This is a genomic window from Gemmatimonas sp. (assembly GCF_046594945.1).
Taxonomy (GTDB): Bacteria; Gemmatimonadota; Gemmatimonadetes; order Gemmatimonadales; family Gemmatimonadaceae; genus Gemmatimonas.
The window spans coordinates 23351-38917 of the sequence record NZ_JBKJRB010000009.1; the positions used below are offsets into that span (position 1 = coordinate 23351).

Sequence of the window (15567 nt, forward strand, 5' to 3'; positions counted from 1 at the left end):
CCGGAATACCGTTACCGCGGATCACACGGACACCACACGGATCGGCTCCGTCGGTGCGACGGTCGTCGCCGGCTCGATCGGACGGCGCGTGTGTGTTGGTTCAACAACAGGAAGGCGATGTCGTGGTGGCGATCGAGTGGCCCGTCCCGCTGCGTCCTGCTTATTCGTGTGGTGTCCGTGCGATCCGTGGCCGCCCTGTTTCAGCGGTGGAGATGGTGCCGGTCGGCAGGCACCCGTGTTAGCGGACGGATCGAACACCGCCGGAACACCAAGACTGCCGATCGTACCGGAAAAACACCAAACAGTCCCGCGATAGTCGCCGGGAAGCTCAGACAGACGACACGGAACGTCGTCGGCGCTAGAAGCTCAGCGTGAGTCCACTCGAGAAGAACGTGTCGGTGGTGCGGAGCTGTACGCTGTTCCGCACCGGCGGCTCGGAGTTGTAGCGGATCACGTAGCCCACTTTGAGACCGACTTTCTTGGAGATCGGTGCTACGATTGCGCTTTCGGTGTTCAGGAAATACGCGCTCATGCTGTCACCGATAGCCGGCAGGTATTCGGCCGTCTGCTGCACGTACGCGAGATCGGTGAGACGATGCCGGAAGTCCATCGCCGCTCGTGCGGCGGGGAACGCCCGCGCGGCCTTGGCCGTCGAGCCCGGGGTGAGCGTCTGTTGAAAGAACGAGCCGCCCAGCGCGACGTTGAACTTTGTCTGCTTGTCGTCGACAGCGGCCACGGTCACGCCGAAGCCCTGCTGGAAGCGACTGCTGATGCCTTGCACTACGTTGCGGTCGTAGCGTGACGCCAGAAACAGCGCCACGCGATCGGCCACCGTGCGCTCGCCGCGCACACCACCGTTCCAGAAATTCGTGTTGACCTTCTCGTTTGCCTCGCCGTAGAAGAACGCAAGGTCCTGTACGACGGACCACCCGACCACGCTGTACTTGAGTCGGTTGGTGATGTTGGTGGCAAGGACGTTGGCGTTGCCGCTCGTCTGCGAAAAGCCAAGCGAGCCGTTGAACTCCCACATCTTCTTTTTGGGCTCGGCCGACGGCTTGCCTGCGTTCTGGGCAGCGGCCGTGGTGGGCGCCGTCGACAGCAGGAGCGCCGTCAGTAGCCACGACGCAAAGGAGTGTAAGCGAGCAGTCATGGCGACTCCGTTCGAGATCGGGGCGCCATGAGGGCGCCGTTAGTGCTTGATGAACGTCCCAGCCTGCAGTTCGCGCATGGCGACCTGCAACTCTGCCTGAGTGTTCATCACGATAGGACCGTACCACGCGACAGGCTCCTTGATCGGAGCGCCGGAGACCAGCAGGAAGCGAATGCCCTCCTCGCCGGCCCGCACCACGACCTCGTCGCCGCTGTCGAAGAGCACCAACGACCGATTGCCGGACATGTCCCGCACCAAGTCGTCGTCATTGCCCGCGGTCCGTTCCGTCAGCACGCCCATCGGATCGGAGGCATGACGGAACGTTCCTGTCCCCTCAAAAATGTAGGCGAAGGTACTGCGATAGGCGTCCACCGGTAGCGACTTTGTGCGCCCAGCTGGGACGTGGACATCGAGATAGCAGGGATCGGCCGCGATGCCGTCCACCGGTCCTCGCTTGCCCCAGAACTCGCCGCAGATTACGCGCACCGTGGTGCCGTCATCGTCCACGATCTCGGCGATCTCTTTCGACTGCACATCCTGATAGCGCGGCGCGGTCATCTTGAGCGACGAGGGCAGGTTGGCCCACAGCTGGAAGCCGTGCATGCGGCCCTGCGCGTCACCCTGGGGCATCTCGTGGTGCACGATGCCACTGCCGGCGGTCATCCACTGCACATCACCGGCGCCCAACATGCCGCGATTGCCCAGCGAGTCGGCGTGCTCGACGTTGCCGGCGAGCACGTAGGTGATCGTTTCGATGCCGCGATGCGGGTGCCATGGGAAGCCCGCCTGGTACTGCCGAGGCACGTCGTTCCGGAAATCGTCGAACAGCAGGAAGGGGTCGGTTTCGGACGTTTCACCAAAGCCGAAGGCGCGGTGCAGGTGCACGCCGGCGCCTTCCATAGTGGGCTGGGCCTGAACGATTCGCTTCACGGGACGGATAGACATCGGATTCTCTCGGGTTGGGATACCCTAAAGATGTCTCAGTAATGAGGGAAAGCAAGCGGCGACGCTAGTACGGTAGCACGTCGCCATGCGCGCCGATCGACCGCGGCGGTGGGGGCGGCGGTGCGTCGCCGAAGATATCGATGGAGCGCATGGCGACATCGATGGCGGCCAGCGCGGCCTGCAGCTCCGCTTCAGTTTTCCGAATCTCCCAGCGATACAGCGGTCCTGCTGTCGCCAGTAACGCGACACCAGCGAGCAACGCCCCGGCCAATGCTGGCCCGCCGATCGCGACGCCTGCCAGCAGCAGCGCCTTCTTCCCAATGACGGCACCGATCATTCCGCCGAAGGCCCCGCCGCCGCCGGCAAGGATGCTGCACCCGGCGATGTTGGCCATCAGCCCTTCGCGGAGATCGACCTGAATGGTGACTTCGCAGGCTTTGGCGCTGCCCGGCGCGGCGGCAACCGACACCCGAAGTTCCTGGACGTACACGCCGTAGCGGGTCCACGTCCATTTGTAATTGCCGTCTACCATACCAGGAAGATCGAACACTAGAACGCCACCATCGAGAGGGTGTCCCCCCAGTGTGTCGCGAAGCGACAGCGACCAAGGTACCGACTGCAGCGATCGACCCAACACTTGAAGTACGGCGCGAGGTGAGGCGGCGTAGCGTCGGGTGACGGACAGGGTGCGTTGGGTGGTGCCGAAGAGTCGCGTGGCCAACGTTTCCTTCCATTGGGGCATCGGGTGCGCACGCTGGATCGCGTTCGGCGATGCCCGGAGCTCGTCGAGGGCGAGCGCGACATAGCGTTGCGAAATGCCCGCTTCAACTGCCGCCGCCTCTACGTCGCGCAATCGGTACGAGTCGGTCGGTAGTGCCGCTGTAGTGTTGCTTCGCTGATCAGATGCTGTAGCATCTGTTTGCGTGCCCGCGGGCGCCATCGACGTCGTGACCAACTGCTTCGTGCCGCTCACGGCGCGCATGCGCGACTCCAACCGGGCCGCCGCTTCCGCCTGCAATTCGGCCGCGCGACGCCAGATCAGCATGGCATCGTCGCTCGACAGCGCCGTTTGACCGGTCTCGTCGCGGGCCGCGCTTTCCACTGCCTGAAGCGCCTTCCCTAGCGCATCGGCCAACTCCTCGCCGTTGGCGAACCGGTCGTCGGCCCCTTTGCGCAGACACTGATCTATCACCGCGGCCAAGGCCGGCGGCACCGACGGAGCTACCGATCGGAGCGACGGTGGCTCCTTGGTGGCGTGAGCCACCAGAATCGCTTGCGGCGCCGATCCTTCAAAGGGCAGTCGTCCGCTGAGCGCCAGAAAGCCGATACACCCCAGCGCGTAGAGGTCGCTGCGCCCGTCGAGCGGTTCGCCGCTGGCCTGTTCGGGGCTCATGAAATGCACGGTGCCCAGCACATACCCGTCCTGCGTAAGCGCTGGGTTGAAGTCCGATCGGGCGATGCCGAAGTCGGTCACGACCGATCGACCGGTGCCGCGCTCGAGCAGAATATTGTCAGGCTTGACGTCCCGATGCACGATGCCACGGGCGTGCGCATAGGCGAGTGCCCACGCGACTTCGCGCAACACCCGGACCACATCGGCGGCCGGCAGCGCGCCACGATCGCGTATCCGCTCACCGAGCGTCTCGCCTTCCACGAAGCCCATCGCGAAAAACGCGAAGCCGTTGATCTCGTCGGCCCGGTACACGGGCACGATGTTGGGATGCGACAGCTGCGCTGCCATCCGCGCTTCGCGCAGAAATCGCTCCTTGGTCTCCGCCTGCTCGGCCAACTGCGGCGGCAGCACCTTGAGGGCGACCAGTCGGTCGAGCCGCTCGTCGCGAGCCAGCAACACGATCCCCATGCCGCCTCGGCCCAACTCCCGCTGGATTTCATACTGGCCGCGCAAGGCGGATCGGACCGGGGCGACATCGCCAGGAGCGGATTCAGCGTGCAATGACATATGGAGAAATTTACGTGCGCGCCCCGTTGGCGGTTGCAGACTCTGCACGAATCAACGTCAACGGGGCGACCGCGCTGTCTGCGCGACCGCCCCGTTTCGACCCTCGACTTCACCCGTGAGACTACTTCTCGGTGTCGAGCATCGCCTTGATCTGATCGCGCGCGTCCAGCAGGTGGGCGCGGGTGGTGCGGTCGTTTGAGCGTCCCACGGCCGCCGCGAGCTCACGATCCAGTGTCCGCATCTCGTCCTTGAGCAACGGGCGGAAATCGCGCGTGTTCACGATGGCCTGTCCAAAAAGCGCGGCGAGGGCCGCGTCCTGCGCGGTCGGAGCGGGAGGCTTGATCTTGGACGCCATCGCCTCGAGATACGTGGCCTGTAGGCGACGACGATAAGCGTCGATCGGCTTGCCGCTGTAGATCTCGCTGAAAAGACCTTTCCGAAGATCGGTCAGCATCTCACCCAGCGTGTACACTTGGGCCTTGTTCGTGGCTATCGCCTCGTACTCCACCATGCGCTGGAGTTTCGCGTTCTGCACCAGCGACGACAGTGTGCGCGCCTGCGCACCACTCACGCGGTTGATGTTGCCGTCCGACTCGATCTTGCGAAGAATATCCGGCTTGATCATCGCGGTCGGAGTGGTGAACACCTCGTCGTTCAGGAACTTCATGGCGTCCTTCTGACGCGTGCGAGGCACTATCGTCCATACCGGTCCGCTCTGGCTGACGGCCTTTTCCTGCTTGTCGAGTCCACCGACTACGCGCGTGACGTGCTGCGCTTCGGTCGCCCACTGATTGAGCACACCGCCGTAGGTGGCGCGCAGCAGGGAGTAGTCGGCCGTCTTATCGGTTGTCGCGGCGGGCACGACAAGGTCTACGATGCGACGAAGGTTCTTGAAGCCGAGGCGCGTGGATTTCACCGCATCGGCATCACCGATCGCCTCAGACTGTTCACCGGGATCGACCTGACCGCCGCCGTAGCGATACCACGGCACCGAATCCTGCATGCGAGCCCACATATCGAGCGTGGTCTTCTCGTCCTCCGGCTTACGCGCGCTGGCGATCGGCGTGTAGCCCCATTTCACGGCAAACACGTCGTACGGACCGACTTTGGGCACGAGATCGCCGAGCGGGATCCCGTCTTCCGGCTGCGCAACGTAGTTGAAGCGCGCGTAGTCCATGATACTCGGCGAATGCCCCATTTTCGCGATCCACGTCTTGCTGCGAATCGAGTCGACCGGATACATCGCGCTGCCCTTCATGTTGTGCGGGAAGCCGAGCGTATGGCCGACTTCGTGGGCGGCGACGAACTGCACGAGGCGTCCCATGAGTGAATCGGGGAACGGGAACGTCTGCGCACGCTTGTCGAGATGGCCGACCTGTGAGAAGTACCACTCGCGCTGGAGGTCCATGATGTTGTGATACATCTGTACGTCGGCGTCGATGATCTCGCCGGTGCGCGGATCGACCGTGCTCGGGCCAACGGCATTGGCCACCGGCGACGGCAGCCAGCGCACCATCGCGACCGACGCGTCCTCTCCGGAGAAGTCAGGATCGTTCGGCACGATGCCGGCCACGATGCCCTTGGCGAAGCCCGCCTGCTCGAACGCGCCCTGCCACTCTTCGATGCCGGCCTTGATCCACGGCTTGAGCCAGTCTGGCGTAGCCGGGTCGACGTAGTACGTGATGGGCTTCTTGGGCACGCAGAGATTGCCGACCTTCTGATCGGAACACTCGAGACGCCAGCGCGAGATGTAGCGGCGCGGCAGTACTCGCTGTTCGGACGAGCCGAAGTCGGTCTTGAACGGACCGAAGTATCCGACGCGCGCGTCCATGAAGCGCGGCATCATCGGCACGTCGGGGAGACGCACGATCGAGAAGGTGTACGCTTCGGTAGTCGCTTGGGCACCACCGAGGTTGAGGCCCGGAATCGCGATGCCACCGGCACCCTGCGGCGTAAACGTCTGCGTGGCCGTCACGTTCACATTGCGCGTGAAGGCCGCGAATTTCTCGATGTAGGAGCGCGTCGCATCGACCGCGGCCCGACGTCCGCCGGCGGCAAACTCCTGGATGCCACCGGTGAACATGCGTGTCACTTCAATGACCGCTGCGCTGTCCTTGCCGTACGCTTCGACGTTGAGCGCGGCAATAATCGGATAGAACTCGATCAGCGACATCGCTCGGCGGGTGGACAGCATGCTGTCGGTTGCGACGTTGTTGTAGTTGATATCGCGAATGAGGATGCGATTGTCGCGGCGCTCGAAGCGGATCACGCGGTCGGGGCCGAGCGTGCCATTGATGCCGATGCCGGCGGGCGTACCGGCGAGTACAGTCGTGATGACGAAGTCCTTACCTACTTCTGAGGCGGGGATTTCGAAGTACAGGCGCGAACCGACCTGGTGCACGCCGAACACGCCGGTCTTGGTCTTGGCTTTCGGCGTGATGACGGTGGCGTACGGGCGCGGGGTTGGGTCAGCCCCTGCACCCCCGATGCCGGCGAGTCCGGCGAGTCCGGCGGGAAGTCCGCTGGCGGGCGGCTGGCCTGGAGCGGGCGTACCATTGGGGGCGGCGGGACGGGCGGCAGGCGTCGGAGCGGGCGTCGGCTTCTTGGCCGGCTGACACGCGGCGAGCGCGAGCCCTGCCGCCGCGAGCGGGAGGGAGCGAAAGCGCATTGGAGCTGATCGGAAAAGGGGTTCGCCCGCTCATTCGGCGGGCTCCCCTAGAGTTTAGGGGAGCGTCCGATGCGAGGCGAGTGGCGTCGGCGTCTCGGCCTGTGCTTTAGAAGCCGCGTGAGACCCCGAGGCGCAGCGAGCGCGGTTCCACAGGGTGGAAGTGCACGTCGGCCACACCGGCGCGCGCCTCACCCGAGAGGCGCGACGCATAGAAGTACTGCACGTCGCTCGCCCGGGCGTTTCCGGCATTCAAGACGCTGGCCGTGAGCCGATTGCCGAGGATGGTAGCACCGACACTCAAATTGAGCAGCGTGGTGGGTGTACCTCGAACGCGGTTGTCTTCGATCAAGGCGCTGGAGCCGAAATGACGCACGCGTGCCACGGCATGGACCCCGCGCACCGGCTCCCACGTGGCGCCGGCGGTGATCACGCGCTCGAGCGCCCCGGGAATGCGATTGGCGTCGCTCGCGACATCGGCGAAGCGCGCGCGGGTGAAGGACACGTCGGTATCGACGCTGAGCGTACTCACGGGCTTCCAGTAGTTCGACATGGTGATGCCGACGCGACGCGTGCGCCCCGTTGCCTCGGTGGCGCCGGCGTCGCCGATAAACAGCAACTCACTATCGAGATTGAGCGCCCACAGCGACGCCGTGGTGCGCAGCCACTCCCCCTTCGATGTTCGCAGGCCGAGTTCCGCGGCGCGCGAACGTACCAACGGGCTGACCTGTGACGCGGAGTCTCCGCTGACCGGCTCGAACCGAATCGTGGTGCCACGTGCATCGTTGCTGTGGAAACCAAGGCCGGCTCCCACGTATAACTCGGTGCCGTTTACGGGGGAGAAAATGAGCGACGCTTTTGGACTCCCGATGGTCGCCAACCGCGAGCCGCTGTTCCGATCATCGTCGCTCCGCACGCGGAATCCGTACCCGTCCTGTCGTAGGCCGAGCACCGTCCGTATTCGCGGACGCCACTGCGACTCGAGAATGGCATAGCCGCCAACGCTGCCTTGGTCGATCTGGTCGCGGCGCACGGTATCGGTGGGGACACGTCGGTCGCTCCGATACAGCCCCACCGAGATGTCGTCATACCGGACTTGCACACCGGTGCGCAGCAGGTGCGCCACACCGGCTACGACGCTCACTCGCGAGACCTCGGCGTTTACGCCGCTCAGCGTGCGGACGTCAGTTTGATGGATCTGATCGCCCCCGGCGGCGTTCTCGAGAAAATAGGTGAAATTCGAGAAGAGGCTGAGATCGTGTCGCACTGAGTACGCGTCGACGGAGAGCTTGCCGCGTCGCTGAGCTCGCGTCCACGCCAGCGACAGGCTTTGCCGAGCGGCCTCGCCGCCAAGCGTCGGGTCGATGCGGCCGAACCGTCCGATCGCGCCCGAGGCGACGGCGCGGGAGGGGATTTGGTCGGACGCACGCCACGCGTTGGTGTATCCCAAGGCAAGGAGGGAGAGCTCATCGCGTTTTCCGGTCCACGTCCACCGCGCGAGACCGCTGAACTTCCCGAGCTTTTGCGGCTGCTCCCACGGTCCGTCGTATTGTTTGGCCTCGCCGCCGATCAGCCACTGACTGCGCCCGCGCTGCACTCCCGCACCGAGTACCGCCCGTCGGAATCCATACGCACCTGTCTCCAGTGACGCGACCGGCTTGGGCAGGGCACGGGTAAGGTGCAGCGTGGCTCCGCCGGCGCTCCCGAAATCACCAATGTCGGCGTACATGGGACCGAGTTTGTAGTCCAAGTGATCTACGAACTCGGGAATGAGTGGGTTCAGGTCGGTGTAGCCCTGCCCGTGTCCGTGCGTGGGGAGGTTCAGGGGCATGGACTCGAGCCGGGTCTGGAAGTCGGTTCCATGATCCAGGTTGAAGCCGCGCACCACCATCTGATTCGCTTTGCCGTCGCCACTGTGTTGGGTAAGGATCATGCCGGGAACCGCCTCGAGCAGTTCGCCTTCGCGCTGGAGCGGGCGCAATCGCAGGTCCGCTCGACCCACTCTCCCCTGGGACGCCGAGGTGGCGACGCCGACGAGATCGTCCGCGCGACCTCGAATTCGAACCATTTGTAATGTTGGGCTCGCTACGGAGTCCGAGCGGACCGAGTCACGCGCTTGTTGGGCGTGGACTTCGGTTGTGCCAAACCACGGCGCCAGCGCGAGTACGACAGCGTAGACGCCTGAGCGAACGACGGGTATACGGGACATGAGGGCGACCGGCACAAGGAACGCAAACGGGATGGACACGAGCCAGATACGCCCGCGGTCTGTCCGTGGATTGCTCGGGCCGTCCGCCCCCAACTCGATCTGACCACCGTCATCACGATCTCGATGCGCGGAAGGGATCTAGCCGGAGACGAGCGGCGTATATCCCTCGTTGGCCAGTGCACGACTGTGCCCGCTTCCTCTCCAAACCAGGATCTCCTGTGGACATTTCCTTTCTCTCACGGCGCGCCACCCGCGTGGTCGCATTGGTCGCCGCCGTCGGCTCGATCGGTGTGGCCGGTGCGGTCTACGCATCCGATCATCAAGACACGCCGGAAGTCGAACTGAATCCGCGCATGGACATCAATGATGTGTATGCGTTTCCTGGCTCGTCGGCCGATCGCATTGCACTCATCATGACGACGTCCAGCCCGATCGCCGGTACGACCGCCTCGTTCGATCCAGACCTGCTGTATCAGCTCAAGGTCGACAACAGTGGCGACGCTATCGAAGATCTGGTTTTCCAGGTCACCTTCGACGGTGGCATTGGCGCCGCGCAGAAGTACACCGTGCGTGGACCGGTTGCCCCGACGATGACCGGCACGAAGGCGGCGCTCGTCACGACTGGACCAGTAGTGACAGGCACCGTGGGTTCGATGGGCGGCTCGGCCACCGGCACGCAAGTGTTCACCGGCGTGCGCGCTGACCCGTTTGTGATCGACCTCGAGCAGTTTTTCAACATCGTCCCTGATCGTCGTCCGTCGACCGGCCCATTGTCGGGACCGGCCACGCCCACGGCCTCCGCGTTCCGCACCCCCGGCATCGACTTCCTGCGCCCGTTCAATACGCTTGCCATCGCGATTGAACTCCCGAAGGCCCTGTTGCAGTCGAATACGGCCGCGACCGCCAGCTTCGGCGTCTGGGGCACGATCAGCCGATGAACACTTCTCTCAATTCTCACGGAGTCCTGCGCATGCGTCGCTCAATTGCCACTCGCCTGTTCACCGTCGCGGTGGTCCTTCCGTTGTTCGCTGCTTGCAGTGATGAAGTCAACAACAACACGATGACTGGACCCACTGGAACCACTGTTCGTGTGTACTCGCAGGTCGAGCGCCTCGGCAATCCGTTGGTGAGCGAAGTGTTCTTCGCCAAGCGTGATCACGGCTTGCACAACACGACCGCGCCGGCGACCGATATCGCGAATGGCTTCCGCACCAAGATCAAGGCGTTCACGGATGCGTTCAATCGTGGCAACACGATCGGCACTACGCTGGGCGCCGTGCTCGTGCCGGACATGCTGATGGTTTTCCCGAATCGCGCCGGCTCGACGTCGGGTTGGTTGAGCTGGGCGCTTGCCAGTGGCTACGGCGGTCGCAATCTGAAGGACGATGTCGTTGACGCTGGTCTCACGGCCACGTTCGGCAACCTGCTGGATCCGTCGGCGACCGTGCTCTCTGGTCTGACGTCGGACAACATCAGCACGTCGGTTCGTACGTACGGCACCGCGTTCCCGTACCTAGAAGCCGCGCGATGAATCCGAGGCTGATGATGTGGCCGGTCGCGATCGGTATCACGATCGCGGGCGTCGGCGGCGTTGCGTATCAAAGCGCAATGCGGGTCGATCTCGACGTTCCGTCGCCGAGCACGGCCACATCATCAGTGGGGGCGTCTCGGGCCGACTCGCGTGAAGCAGCGCGAGCGGCGCGGGATGTCCAGATCGTTGTATGGGGTCAGGCGTTGGCGGCCGATCCAATCAGTGCCCTAGCCATGGGCCAGTTGGCGGCGCTGCACATGCAGAAGGCGCGTGAGAGTGGATCGTTCAGCGAGTATCTCGAAGCCGAAGCACTCGCCCGTCGATCACTCGCTACCCGAACCCGGCGCAATGCCGCGACGGCGGTAACACTGACGAATACGCTGCTGGCGCAGCACCGCTTTACCGAAGCAATGAGTGTCGCCCGCAAACTGGTCGAATGGGAACCCGAGCAGCCGGCGTATCGCGCGCTGCTTGGTGAAGTGGCCATGGAGCTCGGTGACGACTCCACGGCATCCGCGATGTTCAACACGGTGTGGACCGCGCGCTCAGGCCTGTCGATCGCCCCACGGCTGGCGCGTTGGCTCGAGCTCACCAATCATGTGGAAAAGTCGCGACGTGTGCTGCACGCGGCGCGCGATGAGGCGCTCGCTCGACGCGACCTCTCGACAGAAACCAAGACGTGGTTTCATTTGCGGGTGGGTGATCTCGAACTTCGTGCCGGTCGTGCGCGCGATGCGGCGCAGGCGTATCGCGCCGGACTGGCACTCGATGACCAGGATCCACGACTGTTAGCCGCGATGGCGCGATTGGCCGAACAGCAGGAGAAGCCCGATGCGGTCATCGCGTGGGGAGAGCTTGCGATCGCCGTGCGGATGGATCCGGCAACGCTCGGGTTGCTGTCAAACGCGTACGCACAGCGGGGCGACAGTGCCAAGGCTGGTGAATATGCGCAGACACTGGCCATCGTCGCGGCGGCGCAGCGTGGACCGTACGATCGCGCGTGGAGCCTACATTTGCTGGATCAGCAGCAGGAAGTTTCCGCTGTGCTAACGCGAGCACTCGTTGAGTTGGAGACGCGCCGCGATGTGTATGGCTATGACCTGGCGGCGTGGGCACTATATCGCGCGGGACGATATGGCGAGGCACGCGCAATGATGGCTCAGGCGCTGCGCTTCGAAACGCCAGATCCGCTGCTTCGTACGCATGCAGCGTTGATCGCGACTGCCCCCGCTGTTGTGTCGGCGAGCCGGTAAGATGTTCTCTGAACTCCTGAGTTTTGCGATTCTTGGCTTTCGGCATATCGTGGCTATCGACGCGTTCGATCACGTGCTCTTTCTGTTGGTGCTGGCCGCGATTTACCGCGGCCGGGACTGGCGCCAAGTGCTCTGGGTGATCAGCGCGTTCACGGTCGGACACTCGATTACGCTGGCATTGGCGGTCACCAATGTGATCGTTCTACCGTCGCGCCTCGTCGAGTTTCTGATTCCGCTCACGATTATTGCGACGGGTATCGAAAACCTCGTGCAGCGCGCCCGGGCCGCACAGGGCACATTCTCCAGATACCGCGTGTTGTTCGCGGCGCTGTTCGGGTTGGTGCACGGGGCTGGCTTTGCGGGATACCTGCGCAGCTTGTTTCTCGACTCGATCGCGGTGCCGTTGCTGGGATTCAATCTCGGCATCGAGGCCGGGCAGGTTGTGGTGCTCGCCGCCACCGCCGTGCTGTTTCGCGTGCTCGATCGCGGATTGTCCATTGCGGTACCATCGCGCGATCCGTTTGCGCTGCGATTGTCCGCCGTGTCGCTGGGTGTCACATTGATCGCAACGGGGTGGGCATGGCAACGGTTTCCGTTTTAGAGGGCTTGGCGATGAGCCGCTTGGCGCTGAGGTGGCTTGCGGCGCGGCGCGTTACGGTGAGACCGTACGCCGTTGTCTCCCTGTTGAGTCTCGGGATGCCATCCACGGCGCATGCGCATGCCATTCACACGACGCACACCACCGTGACCGCCGACGCACACGGCTATACGCTCACCGTGCGGGCGTTTGCCGACGACCTGTCGGCGTCAGTGGCCCGTTTCAGCGGACGGACGCCTCCCCCCGATTCGTCGGTGCGCGTCCCTGAGCTGCTGTCGTACGCGACGGCGCGGATGGGAATCGCGAGTGCCGTCGGCGTGCACGTCGTGCTGCAGTCGTGCGGTGTGAAGCGCCTGCAGGACGCCTACGTGCTGTGCTTTCGCATCGCCACCCCCTCTCGTACGGCTCCGCTGCGGCTCGGCAATCAAATGCTGGTCGAGCTGCACGCCGACCAGGTCAATATCGTACAGTGCGATGTGGCGGGCAGTCGTCGCACCAATCTCTTCACGCGCGGTCGCGCGCCAAAGGCCATCGTAGAGCGCGGGGTATGCGCGGCCTCGTAGCGATGAGCCGCGCACACCCCACATTCGAACCAATGCGTTAGTTCTTCGGGTCGAGCATCTTGGCGATCTGATCGCGCGCATCTTCGAGATGCGCCTTGCTCATGCGGTCGCTCGTCTTGGCGATCGCCGTGGCCAGCTCGACGTCGAGGGCGCGCATCTCACTTTTGAGGATCGGACGGAAATCCGCCGTCGTGACGGGCGCGGCGGCGCCACGGGCACCAGCCGGCGCCTGCGGGGCAGCCGATGCGGCGGGCGGGTTGATCTTGCTCGCCATCGCCTCGAGGTACAGGCGCTGCAAGCGGCGACGGAAGGCATCGATCGGCGCACCGGTGTCGATCTCCTTCCACAGTCCGCGGCGAAGATCGGTGAGCATGTCGGCCACTGGATACACGTCGCTCCTGGACTTCGCCATCGCTTCCATTTCGATCATGCGGGCGAGGCGATCGTTACTGACCACCGACGCCAGTGAGCGCGCCTGCGCATTACCCACACGGCTCAAGCTGCCGTTCGACTCGATCTTGCGTGTGATGCTTTGGTCGAGCAACCACGTGGGCGTGGTGTAGGCGTTGTCGAGCAAGAACTGGAGCGCGTCACGCTGGCGCTTGGGCTCGACGTTCTGCCACACGACCCCCTTCTGTCCCACGAGCTTCTCCTGCTTGTACTCGCCGCCGATGATACGGGCTACGTGGCCCATTTCGGTGGCCCACTGACCGACGGTACGACCATAGATCTCTTCGAGATCGTCGTAGGTGGCGCCGTCCTTCCAGGCCGTGGCCGACTCCAGCATGGCCATGGTGCGCTTGAGATTCTTCACACCGAGGGTTGTCGCCTTTACGGCGTCGGCATCACCAACGGCTTCTGACTGCTCACCCGGGTCAGCACCCTGACCGCCCGCGTCGCTGGCGAAGCGATACCATGGGATGGTGTCCTGCATCTTCGACCATTTGTCGAGCGTGGCTTTCTCCGCTTCCGGCGTTTTGGCGTTCGGAATCGGCGAGTAGCCCCACATCACAGCGTACTTGTCGTACGGACCAACCTTCGGGATCAGGTCGTCGAGTGCGATCCCATCTTCGGGCTGTGCGACGTAGTTGAAGCGCGAGTAGTCCATGAGCGTGGGCGTGTGGCCCATCGTCTTCACGAATGACTTCGAGCGCACCGAGTCCAGGGGATACATGGAACTCGCCTTGAAATTGTGCGGGAAGCCAAGCGTGTGTCCCACTTCGTGCGCGGTCACGTACTCGAGCAGTCGGCCAGCGAGCGAATCAGGGAACGGGAACTTCTGCGCACGTTTGTCGAGATGCCCGACCTGCGTGAAGTACCAGGAGCGACCGAGGTTCATGACGTTGAGATACGTCTGTACATCGGCGTCGATGATTTCACCGGTGCGCGGATCCTTGAGCGACGGACCGACGGCGTTTTCGGTAGCCGACGGCAGCCAGCGCACCATGGCGACGGTGGCGTCTTCACCGGAGAAGTCGGGATCATTGGCCGGCGCGTCGGCAGCGACGATGCCCTTGTAGAAGCCGGCCGCCTCGAAGGCCACCTGCCAGTCTTCGATCCCCTTTTTGATCCACGGTTTGATCCACGCTGGCGTGGCGGGGTCGAGGTAGTACGTGATCGGCTTCTTGGGCACGCAGAGGTTGCCGACCTTCTTGTCGGAACACTCCAAGCGCCAGCGCGAGATGTAGCGCTTGGTTTCTACCCGCTGCGTGGCGCCGGAGAAATCACGCTGTTGCACGCCGAAGTAGCCCACGCGTTCGTCGAGCAAACGCGGCTGCATGGGGACGTCGGGCAGCTTGGCGATCGAGAAGGTGTACTTCTCGGTTGTCGGCGCGGTCGCGGCGGCGGGCGCACCGGGAAAGCCACCACCGCCAGCACCGGGTGCACCACCCTGCGGCGTGAAGCTTTGCACGGCGGTGACATTGACGTTGCGCGAGTAGGCGGCGAAGCGTTCGACGTACGAGCGAGTGGCGTCAACCGTGGCCCGTCGACCGAGCGCGGTGTATTCGGCCACCCCACCGGTAAACATGCGCGTCACTTCAACGACGGCCGAGCTGTCGGGTCCGTAGGCTTCGATGTTGAGGGCGGCGAGAATCTTCGTCACGCCGATCAGTTCGGCCGCCATACGTTGCGATGACGCGGTGTCGGCGATCACGTCGCGGTAGTCGGCTTCGCGCACGAAGATGCGGTTGTCGCGACGTTCGAAGCGCACCAAGTTGTTGCCGCCCTGTGTCCCGCGGATGCCGATTTCGTCGGGTGTGCCGGCAAGCGTGGTGACGATCACGTAGTCCTTGCCGAGTTCAGCGCGCGGGATCTCGAAGTAGAGACGGCTGCCGACGGAATGGACCTTGAACACGCCGCTCTTGGTGACGGCGCGCGGCGTGATGACGGTGCCGTAGGGGCGCGGCTGGGGATCCGGCGCGGCGTTGGCGCCGCCCGGCACGCCGGGCTGACCGGCACCCTGGGCTCCACCCTGATTGGGGGCGCCAGCGGGGCGACCACCAGGAGCCCCGGAGGGGGCCGGCGTCGGCGCCGGGGTGGGCGCGGGCGTCGGCTTCGGGGCGCAGGCGCCGAGCACGAGTCCGGCGGCGGCGATCGACAATGAAGCGTGTCGCATGCGGGTTGGTTCGTATTTAGGGACGGGCCTCCGGATCGCGTTGTGGCGATCGGGCTGGCTTGAGGAATACGCGTGC

General features: G+C 64.1%; 11 protein-coding genes. 5 read left to right on the forward strand and 6 right to left on the reverse strand.

Annotated features, from left to right (window positions below; all coding sequences use genetic code 11):
* Positions 1 to 358: 358 nt before the first annotated feature.
* The 5 genes from ACLL97_RS01130 to ACLL97_RS01150 all read right to left on the reverse strand — a co-directional run bounded on the left by ACLL97_RS01130 (position 359) and on the right by ACLL97_RS01150 (position 8929).
* Positions 359 to 1150 (reverse strand): YdiY family protein, encoded by a 792-nt coding sequence (locus ACLL97_RS01130; RefSeq protein WP_411278635.1) that lies wholly within the window; start codon positions 1148 to 1150, stop codon positions 359 to 361.
* A gap of 39 nt (positions 1151 to 1189) precedes the next feature.
* Positions 1190 to 2095 carry a pirin family protein gene (locus tag ACLL97_RS01135; protein ID WP_411278636.1) on the reverse strand — a complete coding sequence of 302 codons (906 nt, stop codon included), beginning with the start codon at positions 2093 to 2095 and terminating at the stop codon, positions 1190 to 1192.
* Between the two features lie 64 nt (positions 2096 to 2159).
* Positions 2160 to 4055, reverse strand: a complete 1896-nt coding sequence (locus ACLL97_RS01140; RefSeq protein ID WP_411278637.1) for a serine/threonine-protein kinase — start codon at positions 4053 to 4055, stop codon at positions 2160 to 2162.
* A 121-nt stretch (positions 4056 to 4176) separates the two neighbouring features.
* Positions 4177 to 6723, reverse strand: a complete 2547-nt coding sequence (locus tag ACLL97_RS01145) for a zinc-dependent metalloprotease (protein ID WP_411278638.1) — start codon at positions 6721 to 6723, stop codon at positions 4177 to 4179.
* 106 nt (positions 6724 to 6829) lie between these two features.
* On the reverse strand, positions 6830 to 8929 hold the full coding sequence (locus ACLL97_RS01150) for a TonB-dependent receptor (RefSeq protein WP_411278656.1): 2100 nt from the start codon (positions 8927 to 8929) through the stop codon (positions 6830 to 6832).
* A 218-nt stretch (positions 8930 to 9147) separates the two neighbouring features.
* On the opposite strand from ACLL97_RS01150, the gene ACLL97_RS01155 reads away from it, so the two are divergent.
* From ACLL97_RS01155 to ACLL97_RS01175, 5 genes are all read left to right on the forward strand, one after another.
* On the forward strand, positions 9148 to 9867 hold the full coding sequence (locus ACLL97_RS01155; protein WP_411278639.1) for a DUF4331 family protein: 720 nt from the start codon (positions 9148 to 9150) through the stop codon (positions 9865 to 9867).
* A 32-nt stretch (positions 9868 to 9899) separates the two neighbouring features.
* Positions 9900 to 10460, forward strand: coding sequence for a DUF4331 family protein (locus ACLL97_RS01160; RefSeq protein WP_411278640.1), 561 nt, complete (start codon positions 9900 to 9902; stop codon positions 10458 to 10460).
* Positions 10457 to 11713 carry a tetratricopeptide repeat protein gene (locus ACLL97_RS01165; protein WP_411278641.1) on the forward strand — a complete coding sequence of 419 codons (1257 nt, stop codon included), beginning with the start codon at positions 10457 to 10459 and terminating at the stop codon, positions 11711 to 11713. Before ACLL97_RS01160 ends, ACLL97_RS01165 begins: the two co-directional genes overlap by 4 nt.
* Before the next feature lies 1 nt (position 11714).
* Positions 11715 to 12314: a HupE/UreJ family protein gene (locus ACLL97_RS01170; RefSeq protein ID WP_411278642.1), complete on the forward strand. Its 600-nt coding sequence runs from the start codon at positions 11715 to 11717 to the stop codon at positions 12312 to 12314.
* Positions 12315 to 12409: 95 nt separating this feature from the next.
* A complete protein-coding gene (locus ACLL97_RS01175) occupies positions 12410 to 12874 on the forward strand; it encodes a DUF6702 family protein (RefSeq protein WP_411278643.1) in 465 nt (154 codons plus the stop codon).
* Positions 12875 to 12911: 37 nt separating this feature from the next.
* On the opposite strand, the gene ACLL97_RS01180 is transcribed toward ACLL97_RS01175, so the two are convergent.
* A complete protein-coding gene (locus ACLL97_RS01180) occupies positions 12912 to 15491 on the reverse strand; it encodes a zinc-dependent metalloprotease (protein WP_411278644.1) in 2580 nt (859 codons plus the stop codon).
* Positions 15492 to 15567 lie beyond the last annotated feature (76 nt).

Bases quoted from the DNA above. Each gene is read 5' to 3' on its own strand.
- ACLL97_RS01130 (WP_411278635.1), bottom strand. From the start codon at position 1,150: ATGACTGCTCGCTTACACTCCTTTGCGTCGTGGCTACTGACGGCGCTC.
- ACLL97_RS01135 (WP_411278636.1), bottom strand. From the start codon at position 2,095: ATGTCTATCCGTCCCGTGAAGCGAATCGTTCAGGCCCAGCCCACTATG.
- ACLL97_RS01140 (WP_411278637.1), bottom strand. From the start codon at position 4,055: ATGTCATTGCACGCTGAATCCGCTCCTGGCGATGTCGCCCCGGTCCGA.
- ACLL97_RS01145 (WP_411278638.1), bottom strand. From the start codon at position 6,723: ATGCGCTTTCGCTCCCTCCCGCTCGCGGCGGCAGGGCTCGCGCTCGCC.
- ACLL97_RS01150 (WP_411278656.1), bottom strand. From the start codon at position 8,929: ATGTCCCGTATACCCGTCGTTCGCTCAGGCGTCTACGCTGTCGTACTC.
- ACLL97_RS01160 (WP_411278640.1), top strand. From the start codon at position 9,900: ATGCGTCGCTCAATTGCCACTCGCCTGTTCACCGTCGCGGTGGTCCTT.
- ACLL97_RS01165 (WP_411278641.1), top strand. From the start codon at position 10,457: ATGAATCCGAGGCTGATGATGTGGCCGGTCGCGATCGGTATCACGATC.
- ACLL97_RS01170 (WP_411278642.1), top strand. From the start codon at position 11,715: ATGTTCTCTGAACTCCTGAGTTTTGCGATTCTTGGCTTTCGGCATATC.
- ACLL97_RS01175 (WP_411278643.1), top strand. From the start codon at position 12,410: ATGCCATCCACGGCGCATGCGCATGCCATTCACACGACGCACACCACC.
- ACLL97_RS01180 (WP_411278644.1), bottom strand. From the start codon at position 15,491: ATGCGACACGCTTCATTGTCGATCGCCGCCGCCGGACTCGTGCTCGGC.